Here is a 25,826-nt window from a genome sequence, read left to right on the forward strand (position 1 = left end):
CAACGGGTTGGCAGTTTGGTCACCATCATCAGCGTATTGAGGGATCTAGAGATGTCAGTCGCTACCAGCCGCATTGAAAATTTGCAGGTGTCGGCCAGCCCGACGCCAGTGGAAACGCTTTACCAGTTCGATGAATCACCGTTGCTGGCTCGCCAGCGGCTGCAGGAGTCCAATGCGCGCAGCTACCCCCGGCGTATCCCCCTGGCACTCAAGCGGGCCAAGGGCATTTATGTCGAGGACGTTGAGGGCCGCAGTTTCATCGACTGCCTGGCTGGGGCCGGCACATTGGCGCTGGGACACAACCATCCGGTGGTGATCGAGGCGATCCAGCAGGTGCTGCTGGACGAGTTGCCCCTGCATACCCTGGACTTGACCACGCCGGTCAAGGATCAGTTTGTGCAAGACCTGTTCAGCCTGTTGCCGGCAGAGTTGGCCCGGGAGGCGAAGATCCAGTTTTGCGGCCCCACCGGCACCGATGCGGTGGAAGCCGCGCTGAAACTGGTGCGTACCGCCACGGGACGCAGCACGGTGTTGTCGTTCCAGGGTGGCTATCACGGCATGAGCCAGGGCGCATTGAGCCTGATGGGCAGCCTGGGGCCGAAAAAACCATTGGGGGCCTTGCTGGCCAATGGCGTGCAGTTCTTGCCATTCCCTTATGACTATCGCTGCCCGTTCGGCCTGGGCGGGGTGGAAGGGGTCAAGGTCAACCTGCATTACCTGGAAAATCTGCTCAATGACCCGGAGGCCGGTGTGTTGCTGCCGGCAGCGGTGATCGTCGAAGTGGTGCAGGGCGAGGGCGGTGTGATTCCTGCCGACCTCGACTGGCTGCGTGGCCTGCGGCGGATTACCGAGCAGGCCGGCGTGGCGTTGATCGTTGACGAAATCCAGAGCGGGTTCGGTCGCACTGGCAAGATGTTTGCCTTTGAACATGCCGGCATCGTTCCGGATGTGGTGGTGTTGTCCAAAGCCATTGGTGGCAGCTTGCCGCTGGCGGTAGTGGTGTATCGCGAGTGGCTCGACACGTGGTTGCCGGGTGCCCATGCCGGGACCTTCCGTGGTAACCAGATGGCGATGGCGGCGGGGTCGGCGGTGATGCGTTACCTCAAGGACCATAACGTCGCCGACCACGCGGCGGCCATGGGTGAGCGCCTGGCTGAACACCTGCGCATCCTGCAACGGGACTTCCCGCAGTTGGGGGATATCCGCGGGCGTGGGTTGATGCTCGGGGTGGAACTGGTCAACCCGAGCGGCGCGCCTGACGTCCAAGGCCACCCGCCGGTCCATCGACAATTGGCGCCCCTGGTACAGCGTGAATGCCTCAAGCGCGGGTTGATCCTGGAGTTGGGCGGGCGTCATGGCAGCGTGGTGCGCTTCCTGCCGCCTCTGGTCATCACTGCCGCAGAAGTCGACCGCGTGGCTGAGATCTTCGGGCGGGCGTTGGCGGCGGCTGTGGCGAGCCTCTAATTTTTCGGCGCCGCTATACGTTCCTACATACATCAGCCACGCGCAGTGCGTGGCAGCCTTTGAGTGACGGAGAACCACAATGACCTCAGTATTTGATCGTGAAGACATCCTGTTCCAGGTAGTGGTCAACCATGAAGAACAGTATTCCATCTGGCCTGACTACAAGGCCGTGCCAGAGGGCTGGCGCACCGTGGGTAAAAGCGGGATGAAGAAAGAGTGCCTGGCCTATATCGAAGAAGTTTGGACTGATATGCGGCCGCTGAGCTTACGGCAGAAGATGGACGCGCAGGCAGTGGCTGGCTGAGGCTAAAGCCAGATCAAACTGCCTTGCCCTGTAGGAGCCGGCTTGCAGGCGATAGCGGTGTACCAGCCAATACACTCTTTGGCTGACATTCCGCCATCGCAGGCCAGCCCGCCTACAGGGAACCTCGTTGGCAACTAACTCTGGACACGCCGCAGGTTCAGGGCACCAAAGCCCCGATCACCTGATCCACATTCCCCTCCAGCTCCGCCACCGGATCCGCACCGTCAGTACCCAGCACCAGCAGTTTCGCGCCCCCCGCGCTGACTGCCGCCTTCACCGCCTCGGCTGGCTGGCGATGATGCAGCACCACCGCCACGTCGTTATCCTTCAGGCTGGTACTCAGCGCCTGTAGTGCCTCGGCAGACCATTCGGCATCCGGCCGTGGATCAGTGCTGAGCAGTTCCAGGTTCAACCCACTCACCAGATAAGCAAAATGGTCGCTCAGGCTGACCACACTCAGGTTATCGGCCTGGGCCAGGCGTGCCTCGCTGTCGGCAGTCAGCTTGAGCAGGCGTTGCTTGAGGCTGGCCAGGTTGTTGTCGATTTGTGCCTTGGCAGCGGGGGCCAGGCGGCTCAGGTCGGCGGCCATGACATCGGCCATGCGTCCCAGGTTGTTGCTCGATTGCCACGGCTGGCTGTTGAGGCCATCCACCGCGCCCGGTTGCAGAGCCACGCCCGGCAAGCCACCGTCTACCGGGCGTGCCGCGTCCACTTCGACGATGCGGATATTGCTGCGCCGGGCTATCGGGTACAGCGGGTCGTCCGGCCATAGCGAACGCAGGCCGACGGCGGCGTCGGCGTCCAGCGCCAGCGTGTGCAGGGCGGGCGCGCCACGGCCGGTAAAGTAAGAGGTCTGGCGTGAACCCGGCAAGTTGGCCGGTGCCGCACGTTCCAGTTTGACCGAGGTGCCCTTGAGCAAGGTCTCGGCCAGCCCGTAGGTCACTGGCAAGGCCGCCAGGACCTTGACCGGTTTGGCGGATTGGGCTGTGACCGGCAGCGGTTTGGCATTGTCGGCCGCCAGCAGTGGGGGGCTGATCAGGCAAGCGATAGCCAGGGCGATGGGGCGTAGAGCAGGGCGCATTATCCAAGATTCCCTTTCAGGCTGGGGACCGTGCCGCGCGCAATGGCGGCCAGGGCGAAGGCGATGCCGGCCACGAGGATGATCGCGGCGCCGGATGGAATGGGCAGGTCGAAGATGATCGGCAGCAAAATCCCGCATAGGGTGCTGACCGTGGCAATCACCACCGAGACCCAGAAGAAACCTTTGAGCGACTGACTCAACAAGCGTGCCGCAGCGGCCGGAATCACCAGCAGCGCGCCGACCAGGATCGCCCCGATGACCTTGACTGCTGCCACGGTGATCAGGGTGACGAGGATTACAAACAGGTAGTCCAGGGTCTTCACCGCCACGCCACGTACGGCGGCCAGTTGCGGGTTGAAGCTGGCCAGCATGATGCGGTTGTACAGCGGCAGGGCAAGGGCCATCACCAGTGCCCCGACAATCGCCAGCACCAGCAGGTCATTGCCGTTGACGGTCAGGACCGAGCCAAACAGCACGTTTTCCAGAATGTGCACGTTGATCTTGCCCGCGAGGATCAGCAGCAGGCTCGCCCCCAGTGCCAGGGACACCGAGAGGAACACGCCGATCAGCGTATCGGGGGCCAGGCCGGTGCGGTTGCGCAGGTAATTGAGCAGGATGCCGAACAACAGGCAGTAGCCGAACAGGCTGCCATAAGGCCCGGTGTAAGGTTCTCCCAGCAAAATGCCCACGGCTACGCCGGTCAGTGCCGCGTGGCCCACGGCTTCGGAGAAGAACGCAAAGCGCTTGACCACCACCAGCGTGCCCAGGCCGCCCAACACCGGGCCGATCAGCAGGCCGGCGAGCAGGGCGTTGACCACAAACCCGTAGGCCAGGGCTTGTGGCAGGTAGCCGGACGAGGCCCAGCCCTGGACCATCAAGCGAAAGGCTTCGTAGCTCATTGGGCTGCACTCCGTGGATGGGTGGAAAACAGTGTCAGCAGGCGTTCCGGGATCAGTGCTTCCCTGGGTGTGGCGTCGAACAGCACTCGGCGGTTCAGGCCGGTAACGCGCTCTGCCAGGCGACCCACGGCCTCCAGGTCGTGTTCGATCCAGAGCACGGTAATCCCGGCCTGCCGCCAGTCGCCCAGCAGGCGTTCGAACACCTGGATCCCGGCTTCGTCGAGGGCCGACATGGGTTCATCGAGGACCAGCAGTTGCGGCGCGGGGATCAAACCCTGGGCCAGCAGCACACGCTGGCGCTCGCCGCCGGACAGCGCGCCCATCCGGCGTTTGCGCTTGTCTTGCATGCCCACGCGCTCCAGCGCCTGGCCTATCGCCCCGGCGTAATGCCGGGACACGCCGAGAAACGCCGGGCGCCGCTGGCACATGGCGGCCATGAAGTCATCGACGGTCATCGGCAGGCCACGGTCGAACTCCAAGGCCTGGGGCACGTAGCCGATGGTGCCCGTGGCGCCCGGCCAGTGCAGGCTCAGCTGGCCCAGGTGTGGGGTCTGTCCCAGCAGGGTCTTGATCAGCGAGCTCTTGCCGCCACCGTTGGGGCCGACCAGGGCGTGGATACTGCCCGGTCGCACCTGGAAGCTGACGTTGTCGAGGATTGCGGTACGGCCCAGGGTCAGCGAGACGTTGTCGAATTCGATTGTCGGGCCGATGTTCGCCACGTTCAGGTGTTCAGCCGCCATCATGCCCCCGACTCCTGGATGGCCCGGACCACGGTATTGAGGTTGCCGGTCATTTCCACTTCGTACTTCTCGGCACTGTATTCACCGTAGGAAATATGTGACAGCGGGTACAGCTTGACCCCCGACTCGCGCTGGATGGTCTCGACGTAGGTGGACGGGAAGTCCATCTCCGAGAAGATCACCTTCACGTCCAGCTCGCGCAGTTGGTCGATGGTCTTCTTCAATTGGCTTGGGCTTGGCTCGATGCCATGGGCCGGCTCCACCACGGCGGTGACTTCCAGGCCGAACTCGCGCAACAGGTAGTCGTAGGCGGCATGCACCGTGGCCACGCGCAGGTCGGCGTTGGGTGCGCTGGTGAGCTTGGCCAGGGCATCGGCGCGCATCTGGCGCAGGCGCTTGCCATAGGCGCGGGCGTTCTGGGTGTAGGTCTTGGCGTTGTCCGGGTCGAGCTTGCCCAGCTCCCGGGCGATGTTGTTGACCTGGGCAATGGAGGCACTGATGGACAGGAAGGTATGCGGGTTGACCACCTTGCCGGCGCCGCGGGCCGCGTTGCCCGTGGCGGCCAGCAACGGCACATTGGCGTTGGCCTCGATCACCGGGATGCCCGGGCGTTCGCTGGTGGCGATCATGCGGTCGGCGAAATCATCATGGCCAACCCCATTGAGCACGATCACATCCAGGGTGCCGATGCGCTTGATATCTTCGGCGCGCGGCTCGTAGGCGTGGGGGTTGAAACCGGCCGGAATCAGCGGCACCACTTCGGCCTTGTCGCCGACGATATTCGCCACGTAGCTGTAATAAGGATGCAGGGTGATACCGATACGCAGGCGCTTGGCCGCTTCAGCATTGGCCAGGGGCGTCAGCAGGAGGCTGAACAGGCCCACCAGCAGCAGGCGGAGCAAGGGAGATGACATAGACATGGGTACTCGATCTTCTCTCGGAAACAGCGTGATTTCAGTGGCGATGCTGGCGGGTGACGCCGGCGTCGAATTGCGCAACGACCTGCTGCCAGCCAGCAGCGATCAGCCCCTGGTCGCTCAGGTCAGTGGGGGCGTCCAGGTTGGCACTACGGTTGAGCCAGATATCCGGCTCGGCACCGTCCACGCGCATCAGTAGTGAACCGCTGGTGCCATTGGCCTGGCTCAGGCCCAGGTAGGTCGCGGGTGCCAGCAACTGCCAGCGATGGTCGCCACGGCTGACCGAACTGGCGTCCCGGGCGAAGGGTGCGAAGCCCTCTTCAGCCAGTTGCGCGGGTGTGGGCAGGGCGCTTTGTTCCTGCACCAGCAACTGGATTTCATCCAGGGTCACCCGCAGGTCGGCGTAGATGCCCTGCTCGGCGGCGCTCAAGTCGCGGCGAGCGTCCAGTTGGTGGCTGGCCACTGTCTCGATGGCCTGGGTTTCACCGTGCAGGGATACCACCGTGCCGGCGACGGCCAGGATGATCAGGCACAGCAGCAGGACATAGAGGGTTTCGTGGCCGGCTCCGGCAGGCCGGACGACTTGGGTGGTGCCTGGGGTTACGCTGCTCATTGGGCCTGGATATCCGCTTGGTCGATCTCGACAACGTGGCCGGGACCGGCGTCAAACAACACGTAGAACTCGCTGGCAGGTTTCTTGAAGGTCAGCGTCGAGTCGGCACCCAGCTTGCCGGGCACCAGGATGGTCTCGTCGTAGCCGATCACATCCAGGGTCACCCCAGGGGCGCCGCTGCCATCGGAGAAGCCTCCGGTGCACTGGATCTGCTCGCCGGGGATTTCCTTGCATTCGCACATCGGGTTGTGGGCCAGGGCTTGGGTGCTTGCGCCAGCGCACAGGATCAGCACGGCACAGGCGCGGGTCAGGCGAATCAAAGTCATGGTTTAACTCCTTGCTTGGTCAACCAGGCGACGGTGGCAGGCGAAGCCTGGCTCAAGGGGACAGATGCCTGTTGCATGCTGCCGTCCCAGCCTTCCATGGTGATCCACAGTTGGGCGTCGGGCGGGGTGCGTTCAGGGATTGGCAGGGTGGCACCCATGCGGTACGGGGTGCCGAAGAAAATCACGCCGGCGGCCCGCAGGCTGCGGGGCTTGCCGATGCGCAGGTAGGTCGCCTTGACCTGATCGCCACAGGTCGCGCACAGGGCAGCATTGAAGGACTTCATCGGACCGGCCGGGTCGGGGCGGGGGGCTTCATTGCGCAACTCGGCGAGGGTGATACTCCACGGGCCGACCTGCACTTCGCCGACCTCTCGTTCACCCAGGCCGGCATCACCGCGAAACAGCGCGGCATCGGCAAAGTACTTGGGCATAAAGCCCAGGGGCACCAGCAACAGCAGGATATTGATGTGGAAGCGCCATTTGAGCCAGAAGGCGCGCAGCGGCGAAGGCGCTTGAACGGTGGTGGTCTTGTTCATTACTTGCCCTCCGAGGTTTCAGCCTGCATGGCGCTCATGGGATTGGCGGGCGCGGTGTTGCGCGGGGCCTTGGCGTTGCGCTTGAGAGCGTGCAGGGTGGCCAGGGCGGTGCGCTTGCTCCAGATCAACAGGCCGCTGAGGACCATCATGCTCAGCAACAGACCGAAGAAAAACCACACCAGCTTGATCCAGATCCCGCCAAAGTCGCCGGTGTGCAGAGGGCGCATGGATTCGGTGACGAACTCCAGGCCCGAGCGGTCGGACAGCAGGTGTGTGGCGGCGATTTCACCGTTGTAGGGGTTGATGTCGGCGGTCTGGAACATCAACGGGTACCAGCCGCGGCCGCCGATACTCAGGTGGCTGTAGGCGTTGCTCGGCAGGCCGACGAAGCTGACGTCGAACCCCGGGATCCGCTGGGTGGCAATGTTGATGGCATCGTCCAGGGGAATCATGGGCGGCGGTACGCCAGGGGCCGACAGTGGCACCTTGTCCCGAGAGATCACCGGCACGATGGCCTCGCTGGAGAGGGTGATCTGGTTGTCCGCAAGAATCGCCTGGATCAGGAACCAGGTGCCGGTGATGGAAATCACCGCGATAAACCAGATCGACCAGATGCCGCTCAGGCGGTGGAAATCCCCCCAGAAGATCCGCGCGCCATGCTTGATACGCAGGGTCGGCTTGAAGAAGCCTTTCCAGAACCGTTTGTACACCACAAGGCCTGTGACCAGCGATGCGAGCATGGGGAGCCCGAGGAACGACACCAGGTACCAGCCCCAGCTATAGCCGTTGGTGAACGGTACCAGCCACCAGCCATGCAGGGCGCGGGTGAACTGGCGGAAGTTGAACGATGGGCTGATGCCCTGGATGACCCCCGTGTACGGATTGACATAGACCGCCACGGAGCGGCCGTCGGGGTAGCTGATGTTGACGTCGAGGGCAAAGTGCGACTCGTCCGGACGGACGATGGACTCGACAATGGCCTTGGGCTCGGCCTGTTTGATCGCGGCGAGGACCTGGTCATAGCTGAGCAGCTCGGCATCGTCCGATGGTTTGCTGGCACGCATTTCCGGGTTGGCCAGCCAGACGATTTCCTGGCTGACCACCGCCAGGGTCCCCGTGACACAGACGATCAGTACGAAGAACCAGATGGGCAATGCCAACCAGCTGTGTACGAGAAACCAGAGTTTGGAGCGTGACTTCTTCGACATGTCTATGGGGGTCTTGATCGGAGGGGGGCAGAGAAGGCCCATGAAAGGCCAGTCGTAGCTTTTGCTTACGCGACGGGCTGTATCTAAGTTAAGACGGATGAGAATCGCAAAACCCTAAGGCGGAAATGAAAGCAAATGTTTCAGATGTGCATGTGCCCTGTAGGAGCTGGCTTGCCAGCGATAATCGCCAACGATGATGCGGGATGCCTGTTGCCTCGCGCTGCTCTCGGGTTTATCGCCGGCGAGCCGGCTCCTACAGTTGATTGGGGGGCTTATGCGAACAGGTCCTTGGCGCGCTGGCGAATCTGCTCCTCGGTCAGTTCTTCTATATGGGTGGCGAGAAACCAGACATGCCCGAAGGGATCCTTCAATGTCCCGGAGCGGTCGCCGTAGAACTGATCCTTGGGTTCTGAAATGGCCGTGGCACCCGCCGCGATCGCTTGTGTGTACTGGGCGTCCACGTCCGTTACATACAGGTGCAGGCCAACGCTGGTTGGGTGTGTGCCAGGGCTGCCGAAGGCCATTTGATCGCAGGGGGAGGCCAGCATGATGGGTGAGTCGCCAATGCGCAGTTCGGCATGGCCGACCTTACCGTCTGGCATGTCCAGGCGCATGATTTGAATCGCGCCGAAGGCTTTTTTATAGAACTCGATGGCTTCAGCCGCCTGGTCGATACCCAAGTATGGCGTGATGCTGTGATAGCCCTCGGGGATGGGTTTGACGCTCATTTCGCTCTCCTTGACGGGTGTGTGGGGGCCGGTTTTCCGGTCTTTTCACTATAGGCCAGGTCCTTCTTGGCCTCTGGGCAACCGACGACTGTCCTGCAGGCGTACCGTGAACATTTCCTCAAGCAGAGGCTTGACCTTGACTTAACTAGAGGTTTTACCCTGCGTGGAACCTACAGCTAAAGGGGATTTGTCATGCAGGTTTCAGCGAAAAGTCATGGTTTTACTCAACTGATCGAGTTTCAGATCGAGCCCCGCCAGCAGCCTGCGCTGGTGTTGGCGCTGTCTGAGCAGACCGAGCGCCTGGCCCAGGGCCATGAGGGGTTTCTGAGTGCCAGTGTGCAGGTCAGTGATGATGGGCGACGAGTGCTCAACTACCTGCAGTGGCAGACCCGCGAAGCGGGGGATATGGCGTTCAAGTGCCTGGAGCGCGAGGGCGACGCCTTCTGGGCCTTGATTCGCACCCACCAGGCCACGGCCGTGACCTTCGGCTCATTCCAGGTGCTGCGCAGTATCGAGCGCAGCGTCGACAATGCGCTGGCGTGCGCCCTATATCGATAGGTGCAGCATGCGTTCGCCCTGCAGGCTTGCCCCTGGGCGGCGTTTATTGACCGCCAGTTCGCCGATCCTGATCAGGCGTGTTCGCGTGATATTGCGGCTCAGGCCCAGCAGGTTGGCGGTGTGTACCTGGTTGTAGTGGCTGAAGCGATAGGCGGCCCGTAGCAACGCGTCCTCGACTTTCTCATGCAAGGCACCGGCCTGTTCGTCGAACAGCTTCTGGAAGGCTCGCTCCAGCAAGGCCTCTGCACTGCTGTCGAGACCGTGCTGGTTGTCGTCCTGGCGCTCGATGCGCATGTTCGACAAGCGCAGGTCATCGCGTTCGATCACGCCATTGCGGCAAATCAGCAAGGTGTGATGAATGACGTTTTCCAGCTCGCGGATATTGCCCGGCCAGCTGTAGCTCCTGAGCTTTTGCTCGGCCTCGGGGCTGATGGTGATGGGGCCGTAGCCCAGGCGCTGGCTGTAGGCGTCGATAAAGTGCCGGGTCAGGGGCAGCGTATCGCCGGGGCGTTCGCGCAAGGGGCTCAGTTCCAGGCTGACCACGTCGAGGCGGTAGTACAGGTCTTCACGGAAATGCCCGGCGTTGATGGCTTTTTCCAGTTGCACATTGGTTGCTGCCAGCACCCGCACATCGATGGGAATGCTCTTGCGTGAGCCCAGGCGCACCACTTCGCGCTCTTGCAGGACACGCAGCAGTTTGACCTGGATGGCCATGGGCAGATCACCGATTTCGTCGAGGAACAACGTGCCGCCATTGGCCTCTTCGAACCATCCGGCCTTGGCGCTGAGGGCACCGGTGAACGCCCCTTTTTCATGGCCGAACAGCTCCGCCTCCACCAGGGATTCGGAAAACGCCCCGCAATTCACCGCCACGAAGGGCCGGTTGCGTCGAGCGCTGAGGTTGTGGATATGCCGGGCCACCAACTCTTTGCCGGTGCCGGTTTCGCCGATGATCAGCACGCTGGCTTCGCTGGGGGCCACTTGCTGGATATGCGCAAGCAGGGCCTGGGACTTGGGGTCTTCGAAGACTTGCGCGGTGGCGCGAATCGACGTGGCGAGGGCGGGCGAGGGCGGTAGGGTCAAAAGCTGCATGGGCACCTCTAGGAATAGAACGTTGGCGTCGGCAGGGACTGGTTCAAGGCCCAGTCGCCCAGTTCGTGGAGTTTGTAGTCCACCGGGTCGTGCAGGCTCTGGGTGCGCAGGTTGCGCCAGTGGCGGTCCAGGCGCAGCGAGGCATGGGTTGCGCGGGCGCCGGTGACTTCAAACAGGCGGCTGCACAGCTCCAGGCCGCTACGGGTGGCGGCGACCTTGGCCGTGGCGATGGCAATCGCCAGTTGCCCGCGTTCGTGCTCACTCAAGGCCGGGCCCTTGTCCCAGGCCAGGTCCAGCAACTCAGGCGGCCCTCTGCACCAACAGGCGCACGCCTTCCAGCGCCACCCAGAACTCGCCGTAATGGTTGAGCACATATGGATCCTGGCGCACGTCCTGGGCTGTGGATTTGTGCCAGGGCCGGGTTTCGGTGAGGGTGTAGTTGCGCGCTTCCTCAAATGCGCCTTCGGCGATGCCGAGAAACATATGGGTGAAGGTCAGTTGGGCGATCAACGGGCGCAGGCAGGCGAACGGCGTGCTCAGGGGGCCGGGGTCGAGCAACAGCTCCGACTCTTCGACCCGGACGCGCTCGAAGCTGACGCTGCCGCTGTCGGTCTGGCGCTGGCCGATACTGTTCCAATCGTTGTGCACGGTAATGCCACTGCGCCCGCTGGGGATGGCGGCGATCAGCAGCTTGCCGCCGGCACTTTCATCCACCGCCGAGGCGATCAACATCTGTGAATCGCTGGCGCCGGAGCAGAAGCTCTTTTTGCCGGAAAACTCACGCCAGCCGCCAAAGTCCTTGACCACCGTGCGTGTGTCCAGCGGGTTGAGGGCATTGCCCCAGAACCAGTGCTTGCGGGCGGTCTGTTCAAACCAGGGTTGCCACTGTTCCGGGCGGGAAAACAGCCGCACCGTGGCCAACATCAGGTGATGGAAGCCCAAGACATGGGCGATGGAGCTGTCGACCTTGGCGAATTCGCGCACGATCTCCAGGGTTTCGCTCCAGCGTGCGCCAAGGCCGCCGTACTGGGTGGGAATGCTCAAGGCCAGCAACCCGCTGTGGCGCAGGGCGTCGCGCTCAGCCTTGGGCGTGCCACCACGCTCGTCACGCTCCACGGCGCTGAGGGCGAACTCGGCGGCCAGTAGCTTGGCGGTCTGCAAGGGGGATGGCAGGACGCTATGGGGTTTGGCTGTCACGCGGTGCTCCTGAAAAAAATCAAATGCGCCGAAGATCCCCTGTAGGAGCCGGCTTGCCGGCGATAGCGGTCTGTCAGTTACACCGCTATCGCCGGCAAGTCGGCTCCTACAAAGAGGGGATTCAGGCCTTTGTGGTGGCAGGCAGCACATCGTTGGCAATCATTTCGCCGAACGGCCCGGTGAGGTTAGTGGCGCCACGTCCGGCCAGGCTGGCGTAGGGTTCGGGCAGCAGCGGGAACACCAGTTCGGCAAAGCGATAGGCTTCTTCCAGATGCGGGTAGCCGGAGAAGATGAAGCTCTCGATGCCCAGGTCGGCATACTCCTTGATCCGCTCGGCCACTTGCTGCGGGTTGCCCACCAGTGCGGTGCCGGCGCCGCCGCGTACCAGGCCGACGCCAGCCCACAGGTTAGGGGCGATTTCCAGGTTGTCACGCCGCCCATCGTGCAGGGCCGCCATACGGCGCTGGCCTTCGGAGTCAAAGCGCGAGAAGGATTTTTGCGCGGCGGCGATGGTGTCGTCGCTGATGTGCTCGATCAATTTGGCTGCTGCTTTCCAGGCATCTTCTTCGGTTTCGCGCACGATCACATGCAGGCGGATGCCGAACTTGACAGTACGGCCATGGCGGGCCGCGCGTTCGCGTACATCGGCGAGTTTTTCGGCGACGGCGGCCGGTGGTTCGCCCCAGGTCAGGTACACGTCGACCTGCTCGGCGGCGAGGTCGTGGGCCGCATCGGATGAACCGCCGAAGTACAGCGGTGGGTAAGGCTTCTGGACCGGTGGATAGAGGGCCTTGGCGTTCTGCACCTTCAGGTGTTTGCCTTCAAAGTCGACAGATTCGCCCTGCAATACCCGCCGCCAGATCTTGAGGAACTCATCGCTCACCTCATACCGTTCGCTGTGGTCGAGAAAGCTGCCGTCGCCACGGTTTTCATCGGGGTCGCCGCCGGTCACCACATTAATGAGCAGGCGGCCATTGGACAGGCGATCGAGGGTGGCGGCCATGCGCGCGGACACGGTGGGCGAGATAATCCCCGGGCGGATCGCCACCAGATAGCGCAGGCGTTCGGTCAAGGGCACCAGGGCCGAGGCAATCACCCAGGAGTCCTCGCAGGAGCGTCCGGTAGGGATCAGCACGCCGTGGTAGCCGAGGTTGTCGGCGGCCTGGGCCACTTGCTTCAGATAATTGAGGGTGACCGGGCGGGCGCCTTGGGTGGTACCGAGGAAATGGCCGTCGCCATGGGTTGGAAGGAACCAGAAAACATCCATGACAAGTCCTTGAGCGCTGTTCAACAGGGAGTGTTGCCTGGCCAACAGTTGTGTAAACAACAGTTGCGGCGTTGGGGACCGTTATAGAACGTCTTTTTTATTCCGTAAACGAACGTATTTCTATATTTATAGATCTTAAAGAAATATGTGGGATTGGCTGATAGCGACTATCACAGAGGATGATTTTTCCCAGGGAAGGTGCGGGAGTAGCTTGTATTCATCGCCTCAGCGCCCCATTCGCAGGACTTTCGCCATGAACTATTCACTCTCTGTCGCCTTGTTGTTGGTTGCTTCTTTCCTTGCCGGTTGTGCCACTCACCCGGCACCTGAGTTGCGCCCGTATACCGCCGAGGAAACCCGGCAATTGGCGATGGAGGGGCTTAACCGTCGTGGTTTGTCGTTTGACGAATATCAACAGAAGAAGGCTGAGCTGAATGCCCAGCCACAGAAACCTTTTGGCTTTGATCGCCAGGGTGAAATGAATGCCGAGCGCAACGTGACGCTGCATGGGCGCCCCAGCTGAAACAATAGGCGGCGCCCCAGGGCCCGAAGTTCCGAACAGGAGCTTCGGGCTTTTTGTTTTCCATCCTTTTGATCGAGCCTGTTAAGCTCAATTTCAGGAGCGTTCCTACGCACTTTTAAATTCTTTAACGGTATCCGATCAGGTTAACCTGACGATCTCTGTACTGGTCGCTGCCCCTGGGACGCTGATCTCGGGAACATGCTCTGCGGGTTTTTAACGTCATGAATGAACGTCCTTTGTATTTCGACTACGCCGCCACCACACCAGTGGATGAGCGGGTCATCCAGGTCATGGTTGAGTGTCTGGGTTTCAATGCCAATTTCGGTAACCCCGCGTCCAGCTCCCATGCGTTTGGCCAACAGGCCCGGCACACGGTCGAGCAGGCGCGCCGGCAGGTGGCGCAATTGGTTGGCGCCCAGGCCGAACAGATCGTCTGGACGTCGGGGGCCACCGAGTCCAACAACCTTGCGCTGAAGGGCGTGGCCCAGGCGCGGGGTGTGGCCGGTGGCCATATCCTCACCAGCCAGATCGAGCACAAGGCGACGCTGGACACCGCGCGCCAATTGCAGGAAGCCGGGGTTGCGGTGACCTACCTGGTGCCGGACGCCGACGGCCTGATCACCGCCGAGGCGGTCAGCCAGGCGTTGCGTGAAGACACGTTCCTGGTGTCGTTGATGCTGGTCAACAATGAGCTGGGTACGCTCAACGACATCCCGGCCATTGGCGCGCGGGTGCGTGAGCACGGCGCGCTGTTGCATGTGGACGCGGCGCAAGGGGCGGGCAAGGTCGCCATCGACCTGGCGCGCTGGCCGGTTGACCTGATGTCGTTTTCTGCGCACAAGCTGTATGGCCCCAAAGGCATCGGCGCGTTGTATGTCGGGCCGCGGGCGCAGCAGAACGTCACGGCGCAGATCCACGGTGGTGGCCATGAAGGCGGGCTGCGCTCGGGAACCCTGGCGACCCACCAGATTGCGGGCATGGGCAGTGCCTTCGCGTTGGCCGCGCAATCCTTTGCTGAAGAGTCGGCGGGTATTGTCGCCTTGCGCCAGCGCCTGCTTGAGCAATTGCAGGCTATCCCCGGCGTGCGCCTGAACGGCAGCGCCACCCAGCGTATTCCCCACACCTTGAGCCTGACCTTCAGCGAAGGCGAGTTCAATCCGGCGGCCCTGAGCGCCGGTATCGCTTTTTCGGCGACCTCTGCCTGCAATTCGGCAAGCAATGCACCCTCCCATGTACTGCTTGCCCTGGGACATGATGCGCGCAGTGCCGGTCGCACCATTCGCCTGAGCCTGGGGCGGTTTACCACCGAGCAGGATATCGATCAGGCAGTGCAATTGATCAAAGGCTCATTGGCCAGCGCGCCGGCCTTCTGGGCAGTTTGAAACACATAACAATTATTAGTGGTTAGCAGGAGACATGATGAGTACGCAGCCTTTGCCCCATGGAACGGTTCCCCAGCGCCTGGCGCACACCCGCGAGTTGATGAAACGGGAGGGCATCCATGCCTTGCTGGTGCCATCGGCCGATCCGCACCTGTCCGAGTACTTGCCGGGTTATTGGCAGGGGAGGCAGTGGTTGTCGGGGTTTCATGGGTCGGTAGGCACGCTGATCGTCACGGCTGATTTCGCCGGGGTCTGGGCTGACAGCCGTTACTGGGAGCAGGCGAGCAAGGAGCTCAACGGCAGCGGCATCGAGTTGGTGAAGCTGCAACCGGGGCAGCCCGGCCCGCTGGAATGGCTGGGTGAGCAAACCCCGGAAGGCGGGGTAGTGGCAGTGGACGGCGCGGTGATGGCCGTTGCATCCGCCCGTACCCTGGGCAGCAAGCTGGCAGAGCGGGGCGCGCGCCTGCGTACTGATATCGATCTGTTGAACGAGGTCTGGAGCGACCGCCCGGCACTGCCAAACCAGCCGATCTATCAGCACCTGCCACCCCAGGCGACTGTCAGCCGAGGCGAAAAACTTGCGGCACTGCGCGCCAGCCTGAAAGAAAAGGACGCAGATTGGCATTTCATTGCCACCCTGGATGACATCGCCTGGCTGTTCAATCTGCGCGGTGCAGATGTGTCGTTCAACCCGGTGTTTGTGTCATTCGCCCTGATCAACCAGCAGCAGGCCACCCTGTTTGTTGCTCTTGGCAAGGTTGATGCTCAGTTGCGCGGGGTGCTGGAACAAGATGGCGTGACGCTGCGCGACTACAGTGAAGTGGCTGCAGCCTTGGGTGAAGTGCCGGACGGTGCCAGCCTGCAGGTGGACCCAGCGCGCGTGACTGCCGGGTTGCTGGATAACCTGGCCAGTGGCGTCAAGCTGGTGGAAGGGCTCAACCCGACCACGTTGGCCAAGTCCCGTAAAAGCCTGGCGGACGCCGAGCATATTCGCCGGGCCATGGAGCAGGATGGCGCGGCGTTGTGCGAGTTTTTCGCCTGGCTGGATTCGGCCCTGGGTCGCGAGCGCATCACCGAGCTGACGATTGATGAACACCTGACAGCTGCGCGTACCCGGCGCCCGGATTTTGTATCGTTGAGCTTCAATACCATCGCCGCATTCAACGGCAATGGCGCTATGCCCCATTACCACGCCACGCAAGCAGAACACGCGGTGATCGAAGGTGATGGCCTGCTGTTGATCGACTCGGGCGGCCAGTATCTGGGCGGTACCACCGATATCACGCGGATGGTGCCAATCGGTACACCGAGCGAGGAACAAAAGCGCGATTGCACGCGTGTGCTCAAGGGGGTGATTGCCCTGTCGCGCGCGCAATTCCCCAAGGGCATCCTCTCGCCCTTGCTGGACGCTATCGCCCGCGCGCCGATCTGGGCCGAAGGCGTGGATTACGGCCATGGCACCGGACATGGGGTGGGTTACTTCCTCAATGTCCATGAAGGCCCGCAGGTGATTGCCTACCAGGCTGCAACTGCGCCGCAAACCGCCATGCAGGCGGGCATGATCACCTCCATTGAGCCGGGCACCTATCGTCCTGGGCGTTGGGGGGTGCGTATCGAGAACCTGGTGTTGAACCGAGAGGCGGGCAAGACCGAATTTGGCGAGTTCCTCAAGTTCGAAACCCTGACCCTGTGCCCTATCGATACCCGTTGCCTGGTGCCGTCATTGCTGACGACCGAGGAGCGGCAGTGGTTCAACGACTACCATGGCGAAGTGCGTCAACGCTTGAGCCCGTTGCTCAGTGGCGCCGCGCTGGAGTGGTTGCAGGTACGCACCGCCGCTATATAAGGACTGGCCGCTCACAGGCACGGGCCTGGGAGCGGCTTGCAGGCGCTAACGCAAGGCTTCGCGTACAAAGTCCAGGCGATCCTGGCCGAAGAACAGCTGTTGATCGACAAACAGGCTAGGCGCACCGAACACGCCCCGGCCAATCGCCTCTTCGGTCTTGCGCTTGAGGGCGTCCTTGACCTCCTCATCCTGGGTCAGCTCCTGCACCTGGGCAGGGTTGAAGCCGTGTTCCGCCAGGACCTGCGCAACGACTGTCGAATCACCCAGGTTGCGCCCATCCACCCACAGTGCCCGGAACAGGCAGTCGATGAAGTCGATGAAACGTTCTGGCTGGCGTAGTTGAATGCCGGTGACGGCGCGCATCAGTGTCAGGGTGTTGATGGGGAAGTGTGGGTTGAACTTGAGGGGTACACCGTAACGCTTGGCATAGCGTGCCAGGTCTTGCAGCATGTAGCGGCCCTTGGCCGCGATGGTGATGGGCGAGACGTTGCCGGTGGCCTTGAAGATGCCGCCCAGGAGAATAGGCTGATACACCAGTTGGCTACCGGTTTCGGCACAGATTCCGGGTAGTTGGGTATAGGCCAGGTAGGTGGTGGGGCTGCCGAGGTCGAAGAAAAATTCCAGGGTTTTGCTCATGTCGGATGCTCGCTGCTTATTGTTATGTCGGCATGCTTACCAGGTTTCGTTCCAGGGGCGCAGGTCCAGCTCGAAGGTCCAGGCGTCCCGTGGCTGGCTATGCAGGTGCCAGTAGTTGTCGGCGATGTGTTCGGGGTCAAGGATGCCGTCCTGGTCCTTGAGTGCGTATTTGGTGGGGAAGTTCTCGCGGATGAAGTCAGTGTCGATGGCGCCATCCACCACCACATGGGCCACGTGGATGTTCATCGGGCCCAGTTCCCGTGCCATGCTTTGCGCCAGAGCGCGAATACCGTGCTTGGCCCCGGCGAAGGCGGCAAATCCCGCTGCCCCACGTAACCCAGCGGTAGCACCGGTAAACAGGATCGTTCCACGTCGGCGAGTTGCCATGCGCTTGGCCACTTCCCGGGCATTCAGGAAGCCTGAGAAGCAGGCCATCTCCCAGATCTTGAAATATTTGCGTGCGGTTTCTTCGAGAATGCTGCACGGCACATTGGCGCCGATATTGAACACGAAGGCCTCAATCGGACCCAGCTCGCTTTCGATCTGTTCGATCAGCGCGATCACCTCGTCCTCCTTGCGCGCGTCGCAGGCAAATCCGTGGGCTTCGCCGCCAGAGGCTTGAATATTTTCCACCAGGGGCTGCAGTTTGTCGGCACTACGTCGGGTGACGCAGGCGACATAACCCTCCCGGGCAAAACGCCTGGCGATGGCACCGCCTGTAGCATCGCCGGCGCCGACGACCAGTACGATTTTCTTATTCTCAGTCATGGCAAGTCCTTGAGCAAACGATCGTTAACTAAACGAACGTTATGCTACGATTTGGCAAGCGTCAAGGTGGTGTTTTCAACGGGAGAGACGATGCGTTATTCAGTCAGTCACAAGCAACAAACCAGAGACAAGCTTCTGCAGAGCAGCGCGGCCCTGGCAAAAAAAGAAGGGTTTGCCAGTGTGGGCGTGGATGGCTTGATGAAAGCCATTGGCTTGAGTGGGGGGGCGTTCTATAGCCACTTTTCTTCCAAGGACGCATTGTTCAGCTCAATCGTCGAGCACGAGTTGAGTCAAAGCCTTGAGCGCTTGGGTGAGGGGGCGGTGCAGAGTCGAGAACGCTTGGCACGCTGCCTCAAGATTTATTTGAGTATGGCTCACGTGGAACAGGTGCAAGACGGCTGTGCATTGCCGAGCATGGGGGCGGAGATTGCCCGGGCTGATATAGCCGTACGCCAGCAGGCGCAAGAGTGGATCTGTCGGTTACAGGCCAACTGGGCGCGGACTTTGGAGAGTGACAGCCTGGCCTGGGCGATTTTGTCCCAGTGTGTGGGAGCGCTGGTGGTGGCCAGGATGATGGTTGACCCGCACGTCCAGGCACAGGTGCTCTCATCGAGCTATAACGAACTCAGCCAGAAAATCGCCCAGCAATGATCGTTTACTTACAGAGCACGATCATGCTGCGGCTGGTATAGCCGGCAGGGTTGATACCGAAGGGGTAATCACCCGGTTCTTCGGTGTTGTCGCCGGACTTGGCGATGACCCGGTAGCCCTTCTTGCCGCACGAGTTGGCTGCGCTGGTGTAGCACTGGTCCCAGGAGGAGGACAAGCCAGAGCAGTTGATATGCAGCCCTTTCTTTCCGCGTTTGACTTCTGTCTTGGTGGTCGCGGCACACCCTGCAAGGGCGATGACGACAAGCACTATCAAAATTCGCTTCATTACCATCCTTAATAGCCGCGCCGTTGGAAGGTCCGATGCTGGCTTTACTCGCTCTCAAGTGTAGCGTTCGTGGATGTCCTTATTCGAAAATCTCCATGACTGACACTGAGTTACGGCCTAAACATGGCCTAATTGAGCGGCAAATGCCAGAGCTTCGTTAAATCCTGTCTCAATCTGCCGCGACGATAGGCTTCGACTGGCTGCGCATGGTCAGGGTCGCACCCACGGAGGCCAGGATAATGCAGGCGATCGCCAGCCATTGCGCCAGGGACAAGAACTCCTGAAGGAAAAACAGTCCGGAAAGCGCGCCGAATGCAGGTTCGATGCTCATCAGGGTGCCGAAGGTGCGTGCAGGCAGTCGGGTCAGGGCGACCATCTCCAGGGTATAGGGGAGGGCGGTGGAAAGAATGGCCACGCCAATGGCGATTGGAATCAGCGAGGGTGTCAGCAGTGCGCTCCCTGCGTGGACGATACCGATAGGGGCGACAAACAGTGCGGCGATCATTACGCCGAGGGCGGCTGTCTGGACGCCGTTGTCTGCGCCAGCTTTTTGCCCGAAAAGAATATAGAGGGCCCAGCAGATACCCGCACCCAGAGCGTAGGCAGCGCCGGTCAAGTCGATGCCTTGGCTGGTTTCGCCAACCGGTATTAATAGCAGCAGGCCGATGACGGCCAAGGCTATCCACAGGAAGTCAACTGCGCGCCGCGAGGCATAGATCGCCACGGCCAGTGGTCCGGTGAACTCCAGAGCAACTGCAATTCCCAAGGGCACGGTGCGCAATGACATATAGAAGAGAAAGTTCATGCCGCCAAGTGCCATCCCGTAGACGATGACGGTGCGCAGCGACTTGGCGGTGAGTTTTGCACGCCAGGGACGAAGTAATAGCAGCATGATGATGCTGGCAAAAACCAGGCGCAGGGTGGTAGTGCCTTGGGCGCCAACAATCGGGAACATGCTTTTGGCCAGCGAGGCACCCGACTGGATCGAGGCCATGGCAATCAGCAGCAGGCCGACAGGGAAAAGCGCCGAGCCCAGGCTGCGGGATGAGGTGGTCATTAGGGGTGTTTGTCCAGGGTCATATAGAGGCAGAAGGGACTATGATGATCAACCGGTGCGAAATGAGCAATATATTGCTCAGTTTTACGAGTGTTCGATAATAGAGCGAAGGGTTTTGAGTGTTTTTGGGTTCGTCGATAGAAAAGCTAAATTAACGGTTGACGGCGATTTATATCTGTCTATAATTCGCCCCACTTCCGGCGCAGTCGAAACGGAAAACTCCTTGATAAACAAAGAGTTATGCAGGATTCGACAGCGAGGCGCTTCAGTTCATCGAAGCCCGGAAGGAGTGGGTAGGGCAGGGTTGTTTGGCTCTATCGACGTTTCGATCTTCTCGGTCGAAAGCGGAGAAAAAGAGGTGTTGACAGCAGCGTGTAACGCTGTAGAATTCGCCTCCCGCTGACGAGAGATCGAAAGCGCAAGTGGTTGAAGTTGTTGAGGAAATCCTCGAAAACTTCTGAAAATAACCACTTGACAGCAAGTGAGGCTGCTGTAGAATGCGCGCCTCGGTTGAGACGAAAGATCTTAACCAACCGCTCTTTAACAACTGAATCAAGCAATTCGTGTGGGTGCTTGTGGAGTCAGACTGATAGTCAACAAGATTATCAGCATCACAAGTTACTCCGCGAGAAATCAAAGATGTAACCAACGATTGCTGAGCCAAGTTTAGGGTTTCTTAAAAACCCAAAGATGTTTGAACTGAAGAGTTTGATCATGGCTCAGATTGAACGCTGGCGGCAGGCCTAACACATGCAAGTCGAGCGGTAGAGAGAAGCTTGCTTCTCTTGAGAGCGGCGGACGGGTGAGTAATGCCTAGGAATCTGCCTGGTAGTGGGGGATAACGTTCGGAAACGGACGCTAATACCGCATACGTCCTACGGGAGAAAGCAGGGGACCTTCGGGCCTTGCGCTATCAGATGAGCCTAGGTCGGATTAGCTAGTTGGTGGGGTAATGGCTCACCAAGGCGACGATCCGTAACTGGTCTGAGAGGATGATCAGTCACACTGGAACTGAGACACGGTCCAGACTCCTACGGGAGGCAGCAGTGGGGAATATTGGACAATGGGCGAAAGCCTGATCCAGCCATGCCGCGTGTGTGAAGAAGGTCTTCGGATTGTAAAGCACTTTAAGTTGGGAGGAAGGGTTGTAGATTAATACTCTGCAATTTTGACGTTACCGACAGAATAAGCACCGGCTAACTCTGTGCCAGCAGCCGCGGTAATACAGAGGGTGCAAGCGTTAATCGGAATTACTGGGCGTAAAGCGCGCGTAGGTGGTTAGTTAAGTTGGATGTGAAATCCCCGGGCTCAACCTGGGAACTGCATTCAAAACTGACTGACTAGAGTATGGTAGAGGGTGGTGGAATTTCCTGTGTAGCGGTGAAATGCGTAGATATAGGAAGGAACACCAGTGGCGAAGGCGACCACCTGGACTGATACTGACACTGAGGTGCGAAAGCGTGGGGAGCAAACAGGATTAGATACCCTGGTAGTCCACGCCGTAAACGATGTCAACTAGCCGTTGGGAGCCTTGAGCTCTTAGTGGCGCAGCTAACGCATTAAGTTGACCGCCTGGGGAGTACGGCCGCAAGGTTAAAACTCAAATGAATTGACGGGGGCCCGCACAAGCGGTGGAGCATGTGGTTTAATTCGAAGCAACGCGAAGAACCTTACCAGGCCTTGACATCCAATGAACTTTCTAGAGATAGATTGGTGCCTTCGGGAACATTGAGACAGGTGCTGCATGGCTGTCGTCAGCTCGTGTCGTGAGATGTTGGGTTAAGTCCCGTAACGAGCGCAACCCTTGTCCTTAGTTACCAGCACGTAATGGTGGGCACTCTAAGGAGACTGCCGGTGACAAACCGGAGGAAGGTGGGGATGACGTCAAGTCATCATGGCCCTTACGGCCTGGGCTACACACGTGCTACAATGGTCGGTACAGAGGGTTGCCAAGCCGCGAGGTGGAGCTAATCCCATAAAACCGATCGTAGTCCGGATCGCAGTCTGCAACTCGACTGCGTGAAGTCGGAATCGCTAGTAATCGCGAATCAGAATGTCGCGGTGAATACGTTCCCGGGCCTTGTACACACCGCCCGTCACACCATGGGAGTGGGTTGCACCAGAAGTAGCTAGTCTAACCTTCGGGAGGACGGTTACCACGGTGTGATTCATGACTGGGGTGAAGTCGTAACAAGGTAGCCGTAGGGGAACCTGCGGCTGGATCACCTCCTTAATCGACGACATCAGCTGCTCCATAAGTTCCCACACGAATTGCTTGATTCATTGAAGAAGACGAAAAGAAGCAGCCCGAAATTGGGTCTGTAGCTCAGTTGGTTAGAGCGCACCCCTGATAAGGGTGAGGTCGGCAGTTCGAATCTGCCCAGACCCACCAATTTTGTGTGGGAAACGCCTGTAGAAATACGGGGCCATAGCTCAGCTGGGAGAGCGCCTGCCTTGCACGCAGGAGGTCAACGGTTCGATCCCGTTTGGCTCCACCACTACTGCTTCTGTTTGTAGAAAGCTTAGAAATGAGCATTCCATCATTGTGATGGTGAATGTTGATTTCTAGTCTTTGACTAGTTCGTTCTTTAAAAATTTGGGTATGTGATAGAAAGATAGACTGAACGTTACTTTCACTGGTAACGGATCAGGCTAAGGTAAAATTTGTGAGTTCTCTTAATTGAGAAATTCGAATTTTCGGCGAATGTCGTCTTCACAGTATAACCAGATTGCTTGGGGTTATATGGTCAAGTGAAGAAGCGCATACGGTGGATGCCTTGGCAGTCAGAGGCGATGAAAGACGTGGTAGCCTGCGAAAAGCTTCGGGGAGTCGGCAAACAGACTTTGATCCGGAGATGTCTGAATGGGGGAACCCAGCCATCATAAGATGGTTATCTTGTACTGAATACATAGGTGCAAGAGGCGAACCAGGGGAACTGAAACATCTAAGTACCCTGAGGAAAAGAAATCAACCGAGATTCCCTTAGTAGTGGCGAGCGAACGGGGACTAGCCCTTAAGTGGCTTTGAGATTAGCGGAACGCTCTGGAAAGTGCGGCCATAGTGGGTGATAGCCCTGTACGCGAAAATCTCTTAGTCATGAAATCGAGTAGGACGGAGCACGAGAAACTTTGTCTGAATATGGGGGGACCATCCTCCAAGGCTAAATACTACTGACTGACCGATAGTGAACTAGTACCGTGAGGGAAAGGCGAAAAGAACCCCGGAGAGGGGAGTGAAATAGATCCTGAAACCGTATGCGTACAAGCAGTGGGAGCCCACTTTGTTGGGTGACTGCGTACCTTTTGTATAATGGGTCAGCGACTTATTTTCAGTGGCGAGCTTAACCGAATAGGGGAGGCGTAGCGAAAGCGAGTCTTAATAGGGCGTCTAGTCGCTGGGAATAGACCCGAAACCGGGCGATCTATCCATGGGCAGGTTGAAGGTTGGGTAACACTAACTGGAGGACCGAACCGACTACCGTTGAAAAGTTAGCGGATGACCTGTGGATCGGAGTGAAAGGCTAATCAAGCTCGGAGATAGCTGGTTCTCCTCGAAAGCTATTTAGGTAGCGCCTCATGTATCACTGTAGGGGGTAGAGCACTGTTTCGGCTAGGGGGTCATCCCGACTTACCAAACCGATGCAAACTCCGAATACCTACAAGTGCCGAGCATGGGAGACACACGGCGGGTGCTAACGTCCGTCGTGAAAAGGGAAACAACCCAGACCGTCAGCTAAGGTCCCAAAGTTATGGTTAAGTGGGAAACGATGTGGGAAGGCTTAGACAGCTAGGAGGTTGGCTTAGAAGCAGCCACCCTTTAAAGAAAGCGTAATAGCTCACTAGTCGAGTCGGCCTGCGCGGAAGATGTAACGGGGCTCAAACCATACACCGAAGCTACGGGTATCACCCTCGGGTGATGCGGTAGAGGAGCGTTCTGTAAGCCTGTGAAGGTGAGTTGAGAAGCTTGCTGGAGGTATCAGAAGTGCGAATGCTGACATGAGTAACGACAATGGGTGTGAAAAACACCCACGCCGAAAGACCAAGGTTTCCTGCGCAACGTTAATCGACGCAGGGTTAGTCGGTCCCTAAGGCGAGGCTGAAAAGCGTAGTCGATGGAAAACAGGTTAATATTCCTGTACTTCTGGTTATTGCGATGGAGGGACGGAGAAGGCTAGGCCAGCTTGGCGTTGGTTGTCCAAGTTTAAGGTGGTAGGCTGGAATCTTAGGTAAATCCGGGATTCTAAGGCCGAGAGCTGATGACGAGTTACCCTTTGGGTGACGAAGTGGTTGATGCCATGCTTCCAAGAAAAGCTTCTAAGCTTCAGGTAACCAGGAACCGTACCCCAAACCGACACAGGTGGTTGGGTAGAGAATACCAAGGCGCTTGAGAGAACTCGGGTGAAGGAACTAGGCAAAATGGCACCGTAACTTCGGGAGAAGGTGCGCCGGTGAGGGTGAAGGACTTGCTCCGTAAGCTCATGCCGGTCGAAGATACCAGGCCGCTGCGACTGTTTATTAAAAACACAGCACTCTGCAAACACGAAAGTGGACGTATAGGGTGTGACGCCTGCCCGGTGCCGGAAGGTTAATTGATGGGGTTAGCTAACGCGAAGCTCTTGATCGAAGCCCCGGTAAACGGCGGCCGTAACTATAACGGTCCTAAGGTAGCGAAATTCCTTGTCGGGTAAGTTCCGACCTGCACGAATGGCGTAACGATGGCGGCGCTGTCTCCACCCGAGACTCAGTGAAATTGAAATCGCTGTGAAGATGCAGTGTATCCGCGGCTAGACGGAAAGACCCCGTGAACCTTTACTATAGCTTTGCACTGGACTTTGAATTTGCTTGTGTAGGATAGGTGGGAGGCTTTGAAGCGTGGACGCCAGTTCGCGTGGAGCCATCCTTGAAATACCACCCTGGCAACTTTGAGGTTCTAACTCAGGTCCGTTATCCGGATCGAGGACAGTGTATGGTGGGTAGTTTGACTGGGGCGGTCTCCTCCTAAAGAGTAACGGAGGAGTACGAAGGTGCGCTCAGACCGGTCGGAAATCGGTCGTAGAGTATAAAGGCAAAAGCGCGCTTGACTGCGAGACAGACACGTCGAGCAGGTACGAAAGTAGGTCTTAGTGATCCGGTGGTTCTGTATGGAAGGGCCATCGCTCAACGGATAAAAGGTACTCCGGGGATAACAGGCTGATACCGCCCAAGAGTTCATATCGACGGCGGTGTTTGGCACCTCGATGTCGGCTCATCACATCCTGGGGCTGAAGCCGGTCCCAAGGGTATGGCTGTTCGCCATTTAAAGTGGTACGCGAGCTGGGTTTAGAACGTCGTGAGACAGTTCGGTCCCTATCTGCCGTGGACGTTTGAGATTTGAGAGGGGCTGCTCCTAGTACGAGAGGACCGGAGTGGACGAACCTCTGGTGTTCCGGTTGTCACGCCAGTGGCATTGCCGGGTAGCTATGTTCGGAATAGATAACCGCTGAAAGCATCTAAGCGGGAAACTAGCCTCAAGATGAGATCTCACTGGAACCTTGAGTTCCCTGAAGGGCCGTCGAAGACTACGACGTTGATAGGTTGGGTGTGTAAGCGCTGTGAGGCGTTGAGCTAACCAATACTAATTGCCCGTGAGGCTTGACCATATAACACCCAAGCAATTTGCTTGCCTGAAGCTGAAAAGCCCAAGAGCACCAGATTGCGGTGTGTGAAGACGAAACGAACCGAAAGTTCGAATGCACAAGACACCGACT

Annotated in this window: 22 protein-coding genes, 2 tRNA genes, 2 rRNA genes and 1 pseudogene; 11 read left to right on the forward strand and 16 right to left on the reverse strand. The window is 59.3% G+C overall.

From position 1 onward, the window contains the following. The first annotated feature begins 51 nt into the window (after positions 1–51). Positions 52–1,464 (forward strand): aspartate aminotransferase family protein, encoded by a 1,413-nt coding sequence (locus tag HZ99_RS27170; protein WP_038447666.1) that lies wholly within the window; start codon positions 52–54, stop codon positions 1,462–1,464. 79 nt (positions 1,465–1,543) lie between these two features. Continuing rightward, positions 1,544–1,768 (forward strand): MbtH family protein, encoded by a 225-nt coding sequence (locus HZ99_RS27175; protein ID WP_038447669.1) that lies wholly within the window; start codon positions 1,544–1,546, stop codon positions 1,766–1,768. Between the two features lie 157 nt (positions 1,769–1,925). On the opposite strand, the gene HZ99_RS27180 is transcribed toward HZ99_RS27175, so the two are convergent. From HZ99_RS27180 to HZ99_RS27220, 9 genes are all read right to left on the reverse strand, one after another. After that, positions 1,926–2,849, reverse strand: a complete 924-nt coding sequence (locus tag HZ99_RS27180) for a metal ABC transporter solute-binding protein, Zn/Mn family (protein ID WP_038447671.1) — start codon at positions 2,847–2,849, stop codon at positions 1,926–1,928. Then, positions 2,849–3,748: a metal ABC transporter permease gene (locus HZ99_RS27185; protein WP_038447674.1), complete on the reverse strand. Its 900-nt coding sequence runs from the start codon at positions 3,746–3,748 to the stop codon at positions 2,849–2,851. The genes HZ99_RS27180 and HZ99_RS27185 overlap by 1 nt, the downstream gene beginning before the upstream one ends. After that, a complete protein-coding gene (locus HZ99_RS27190; RefSeq protein WP_038447677.1) occupies positions 3,745–4,491 on the reverse strand; it encodes a metal ABC transporter ATP-binding protein in 747 nt (248 codons plus the stop codon). Before HZ99_RS27190 ends, HZ99_RS27185 begins: the two co-directional genes overlap by 4 nt. Beyond that, a complete protein-coding gene (locus HZ99_RS27195; RefSeq protein ID WP_038447680.1) occupies positions 4,488–5,408 on the reverse strand; it encodes a metal ABC transporter substrate-binding protein in 921 nt (306 codons plus the stop codon). The genes HZ99_RS27190 and HZ99_RS27195 overlap by 4 nt, the downstream gene beginning before the upstream one ends. Before the next feature lie 34 nt (positions 5,409–5,442). Then, entirely contained in the window at positions 5,443–6,018 is a 576-nt protein-coding gene (locus HZ99_RS27200; protein WP_038447682.1) for a DUF6162 family protein, read from the reverse strand. Then, positions 6,015–6,344 carry a hypothetical protein gene (locus HZ99_RS27205; protein WP_038447685.1) on the reverse strand — a complete coding sequence of 110 codons (330 nt, stop codon included), beginning with the start codon at positions 6,342–6,344 and terminating at the stop codon, positions 6,015–6,017. Before HZ99_RS27205 ends, HZ99_RS27200 begins: the two co-directional genes overlap by 4 nt. Then, the gene (locus HZ99_RS27210) at positions 6,341–6,880 is read right to left on the reverse strand and encodes a hypothetical protein (RefSeq protein ID WP_038447688.1); all 540 of its coding nucleotides are present in this window, start codon (positions 6,878–6,880) and stop codon (positions 6,341–6,343) included. The genes HZ99_RS27205 and HZ99_RS27210 overlap by 4 nt, the downstream gene beginning before the upstream one ends. Further along, entirely contained in the window at positions 6,880–8,088 is a 1,209-nt protein-coding gene (locus tag HZ99_RS27215; RefSeq protein WP_038447691.1) for a PepSY-associated TM helix domain-containing protein, read from the reverse strand. The genes HZ99_RS27210 and HZ99_RS27215 overlap by 1 nt, the downstream gene beginning before the upstream one ends. Before the next feature lie 272 nt (positions 8,089–8,360). Further along, a complete protein-coding gene (locus HZ99_RS27220) occupies positions 8,361–8,816 on the reverse strand; it encodes a VOC family protein (RefSeq protein ID WP_038447693.1) in 456 nt (151 codons plus the stop codon). A 192-nt stretch (positions 8,817–9,008) separates the two neighbouring features. Between HZ99_RS27220 and HZ99_RS27225 the strand changes: the two genes are divergently transcribed. Then, positions 9,009–9,374, forward strand: a complete 366-nt coding sequence (locus HZ99_RS27225; protein WP_038447694.1) for an antibiotic biosynthesis monooxygenase — start codon at positions 9,009–9,011, stop codon at positions 9,372–9,374. Here the strand turns inward: HZ99_RS27225 and HZ99_RS27230 are convergent. From HZ99_RS27230 to ssuD, 3 genes and pseudogenes are all read right to left on the reverse strand, one after another. Next, a complete protein-coding gene (locus HZ99_RS27230) occupies positions 9,363–10,466 on the reverse strand; it encodes a sigma-54 interaction domain-containing protein (RefSeq protein WP_038447695.1) in 1,104 nt (367 codons plus the stop codon). The genes HZ99_RS27225 and HZ99_RS27230 overlap by 12 nt on opposite strands. An 8-nt stretch (positions 10,467–10,474) precedes the next feature. Beyond that, a pseudogene (locus tag HZ99_RS27235) lies at positions 10,475–11,663 on the reverse strand (acyl-CoA dehydrogenase family protein). Positions 11,664–11,784: 121 nt separating this feature from the next. Next, positions 11,785–12,930, reverse strand: a complete 1,146-nt coding sequence (ssuD, locus tag HZ99_RS27240) for an FMNH2-dependent alkanesulfonate monooxygenase (RefSeq protein ID WP_038447698.1) — start codon at positions 12,928–12,930, stop codon at positions 11,785–11,787. A gap of 253 nt (positions 12,931–13,183) precedes the next feature. Here ssuD and HZ99_RS27245 point away from each other — a divergent pair, with 253 nt between their 5' ends. The 3 genes from HZ99_RS27245 to HZ99_RS27255 all read left to right on the forward strand — a co-directional run bounded on the left by HZ99_RS27245 (position 13,184) and on the right by HZ99_RS27255 (position 16,681). Beyond that, entirely contained in the window at positions 13,184–13,453 is a 270-nt protein-coding gene (locus HZ99_RS27245) for a hypothetical protein (RefSeq protein WP_038447699.1), read from the forward strand. 221 nt (positions 13,454–13,674) lie between these two features. After that, positions 13,675–14,835 (forward strand): cysteine desulfurase family protein, encoded by a 1,161-nt coding sequence (locus tag HZ99_RS27250; RefSeq protein WP_038447701.1) that lies wholly within the window; start codon positions 13,675–13,677, stop codon positions 14,833–14,835. 37 nt (positions 14,836–14,872) lie between these two features. Continuing rightward, complete coding sequence (locus HZ99_RS27255) at positions 14,873–16,681, forward strand: aminopeptidase P family protein (protein ID WP_038447703.1); 1,809 nt, start codon at positions 14,873–14,875, stop codon at positions 16,679–16,681. Between the two features lie 45 nt (positions 16,682–16,726). Here HZ99_RS27255 and HZ99_RS27260 read toward each other — a convergent pair whose 3' ends face one another. Next, on the reverse strand, positions 16,727–17,317 hold the full coding sequence (locus HZ99_RS27260; RefSeq protein ID WP_038447705.1) for a 2-hydroxychromene-2-carboxylate isomerase: 591 nt from the start codon (positions 17,315–17,317) through the stop codon (positions 16,727–16,729). A gap of 36 nt (positions 17,318–17,353) precedes the next feature. Further along, positions 17,354–18,085, reverse strand: coding sequence for an SDR family oxidoreductase (locus HZ99_RS27265; protein WP_038447707.1), 732 nt, complete (start codon positions 18,083–18,085; stop codon positions 17,354–17,356). Positions 18,086–18,175: 90 nt separating this feature from the next. On the opposite strand from HZ99_RS27265, the gene HZ99_RS27270 reads away from it, so the two are divergent. Further along, on the forward strand, positions 18,176–18,736 hold the full coding sequence (locus HZ99_RS27270; protein WP_038447709.1) for a TetR/AcrR family transcriptional regulator: 561 nt from the start codon (positions 18,176–18,178) through the stop codon (positions 18,734–18,736). 4 nt (positions 18,737–18,740) lie between these two features. Here the strand turns inward: HZ99_RS27270 and HZ99_RS27275 are convergent, their stop codons facing one another. Both HZ99_RS27275 and rhtA read right to left on the reverse strand, forming a co-directional pair. Next, complete coding sequence (locus tag HZ99_RS27275) at positions 18,741–19,022, reverse strand: hypothetical protein (protein WP_029300660.1); 282 nt, start codon at positions 19,020–19,022, stop codon at positions 18,741–18,743. Between the two features lie 169 nt (positions 19,023–19,191). After that, positions 19,192–20,079, reverse strand: coding sequence for a threonine/homoserine exporter RhtA (rhtA, locus tag HZ99_RS27280; protein ID WP_038447711.1), 888 nt, complete (start codon positions 20,077–20,079; stop codon positions 19,192–19,194). A gap of 696 nt (positions 20,080–20,775) precedes the next feature. Here rhtA and HZ99_RS27285 point away from each other — a divergent pair. The 4 genes from HZ99_RS27285 (at position 20,776) to HZ99_RS27300 (ending at position 25,718) form a co-directional block, all read left to right on the forward strand. After that, positions 20,776–22,312: ribosomal RNA gene (locus tag HZ99_RS27285) — 16S ribosomal RNA — on the forward strand. 82 nt (positions 22,313–22,394) lie between these two features. Further along, positions 22,395–22,471: transfer RNA gene (locus tag HZ99_RS27290), tRNA-Ile, on the forward strand. A 30-nt stretch (positions 22,472–22,501) separates the two neighbouring features. Continuing rightward, positions 22,502–22,577, forward strand: a tRNA-Ala gene (locus HZ99_RS27295). 247 nt (positions 22,578–22,824) lie between these two features. Then, positions 22,825–25,718, forward strand: a 23S ribosomal RNA gene (locus HZ99_RS27300). Together the 16S and 23S rRNA genes with 2 tRNA genes alongside form the textbook arrangement of a ribosomal RNA operon. The last annotated feature ends 108 nt before the right edge of the window (positions 25,719–25,826 follow it).

Source organism: Pseudomonas fluorescens, from assembly GCF_000730425.1.
Lineage (GTDB): Bacteria > Pseudomonadota > Gammaproteobacteria > Pseudomonadales > Pseudomonadaceae > Aquipseudomonas > Aquipseudomonas fluorescens_X.

What these genes read in the sequence shown, in the direction of transcription:
- HZ99_RS27170 (WP_038447666.1), top strand. Translation starts at nt 52, where the DNA reads ATGTCAGTCGCTACCAGCCGCATTGAAAATTTGCAGGTGTCGGCCAGC.
- HZ99_RS27175 (WP_038447669.1), top strand. Translation starts at nt 1,544, where the DNA reads ATGACCTCAGTATTTGATCGTGAAGACATCCTGTTCCAGGTAGTGGTC.
- HZ99_RS27180 (WP_038447671.1), bottom strand. Translation starts at nt 2,849, where the DNA reads ATGCGCCCTGCTCTACGCCCCATCGCCCTGGCTATCGCTTGCCTGATC.
- HZ99_RS27185 (WP_038447674.1), bottom strand. Translation starts at nt 3,748, where the DNA reads ATGAGCTACGAAGCCTTTCGCTTGATGGTCCAGGGCTGGGCCTCGTCC.
- HZ99_RS27190 (WP_038447677.1), bottom strand. Translation starts at nt 4,491, where the DNA reads ATGATGGCGGCTGAACACCTGAACGTGGCGAACATCGGCCCGACAATC.
- HZ99_RS27195 (WP_038447680.1), bottom strand. Translation starts at nt 5,408, where the DNA reads ATGTCTATGTCATCTCCCTTGCTCCGCCTGCTGCTGGTGGGCCTGTTC.
- HZ99_RS27200 (WP_038447682.1), bottom strand. Translation starts at nt 6,018, where the DNA reads ATGAGCAGCGTAACCCCAGGCACCACCCAAGTCGTCCGGCCTGCCGGA.
- HZ99_RS27205 (WP_038447685.1), bottom strand. Translation starts at nt 6,344, where the DNA reads ATGACTTTGATTCGCCTGACCCGCGCCTGTGCCGTGCTGATCCTGTGC.
- HZ99_RS27210 (WP_038447688.1), bottom strand. Translation starts at nt 6,880, where the DNA reads ATGAACAAGACCACCACCGTTCAAGCGCCTTCGCCGCTGCGCGCCTTC.
- HZ99_RS27215 (WP_038447691.1), bottom strand. Translation starts at nt 8,088, where the DNA reads ATGTCGAAGAAGTCACGCTCCAAACTCTGGTTTCTCGTACACAGCTGG.
- HZ99_RS27220 (WP_038447693.1), bottom strand. Translation starts at nt 8,816, where the DNA reads ATGAGCGTCAAACCCATCCCCGAGGGCTATCACAGCATCACGCCATAC.
- HZ99_RS27225 (WP_038447694.1), top strand. Translation starts at nt 9,009, where the DNA reads ATGCAGGTTTCAGCGAAAAGTCATGGTTTTACTCAACTGATCGAGTTT.
- HZ99_RS27230 (WP_038447695.1), bottom strand. Translation starts at nt 10,466, where the DNA reads ATGCAGCTTTTGACCCTACCGCCCTCGCCCGCCCTCGCCACGTCGATT.
- ssuD (WP_038447698.1), bottom strand. Translation starts at nt 12,930, where the DNA reads ATGGATGTTTTCTGGTTCCTTCCAACCCATGGCGACGGCCATTTCCTC.
- HZ99_RS27245 (WP_038447699.1), top strand. Translation starts at nt 13,184, where the DNA reads ATGAACTATTCACTCTCTGTCGCCTTGTTGTTGGTTGCTTCTTTCCTT.
- HZ99_RS27250 (WP_038447701.1), top strand. Translation starts at nt 13,675, where the DNA reads ATGAATGAACGTCCTTTGTATTTCGACTACGCCGCCACCACACCAGTG.
- HZ99_RS27255 (WP_038447703.1), top strand. Translation starts at nt 14,873, where the DNA reads ATGAGTACGCAGCCTTTGCCCCATGGAACGGTTCCCCAGCGCCTGGCG.
- HZ99_RS27260 (WP_038447705.1), bottom strand. Translation starts at nt 17,317, where the DNA reads ATGAGCAAAACCCTGGAATTTTTCTTCGACCTCGGCAGCCCCACCACC.
- HZ99_RS27265 (WP_038447707.1), bottom strand. Translation starts at nt 18,085, where the DNA reads ATGACTGAGAATAAGAAAATCGTACTGGTCGTCGGCGCCGGCGATGCT.
- HZ99_RS27270 (WP_038447709.1), top strand. Translation starts at nt 18,176, where the DNA reads ATGCGTTATTCAGTCAGTCACAAGCAACAAACCAGAGACAAGCTTCTG.
- HZ99_RS27275 (WP_029300660.1), bottom strand. Translation starts at nt 19,022, where the DNA reads ATGAAGCGAATTTTGATAGTGCTTGTCGTCATCGCCCTTGCAGGGTGT.
- rhtA (WP_038447711.1), bottom strand. Translation starts at nt 20,079, where the DNA reads ATGACCACCTCATCCCGCAGCCTGGGCTCGGCGCTTTTCCCTGTCGGC.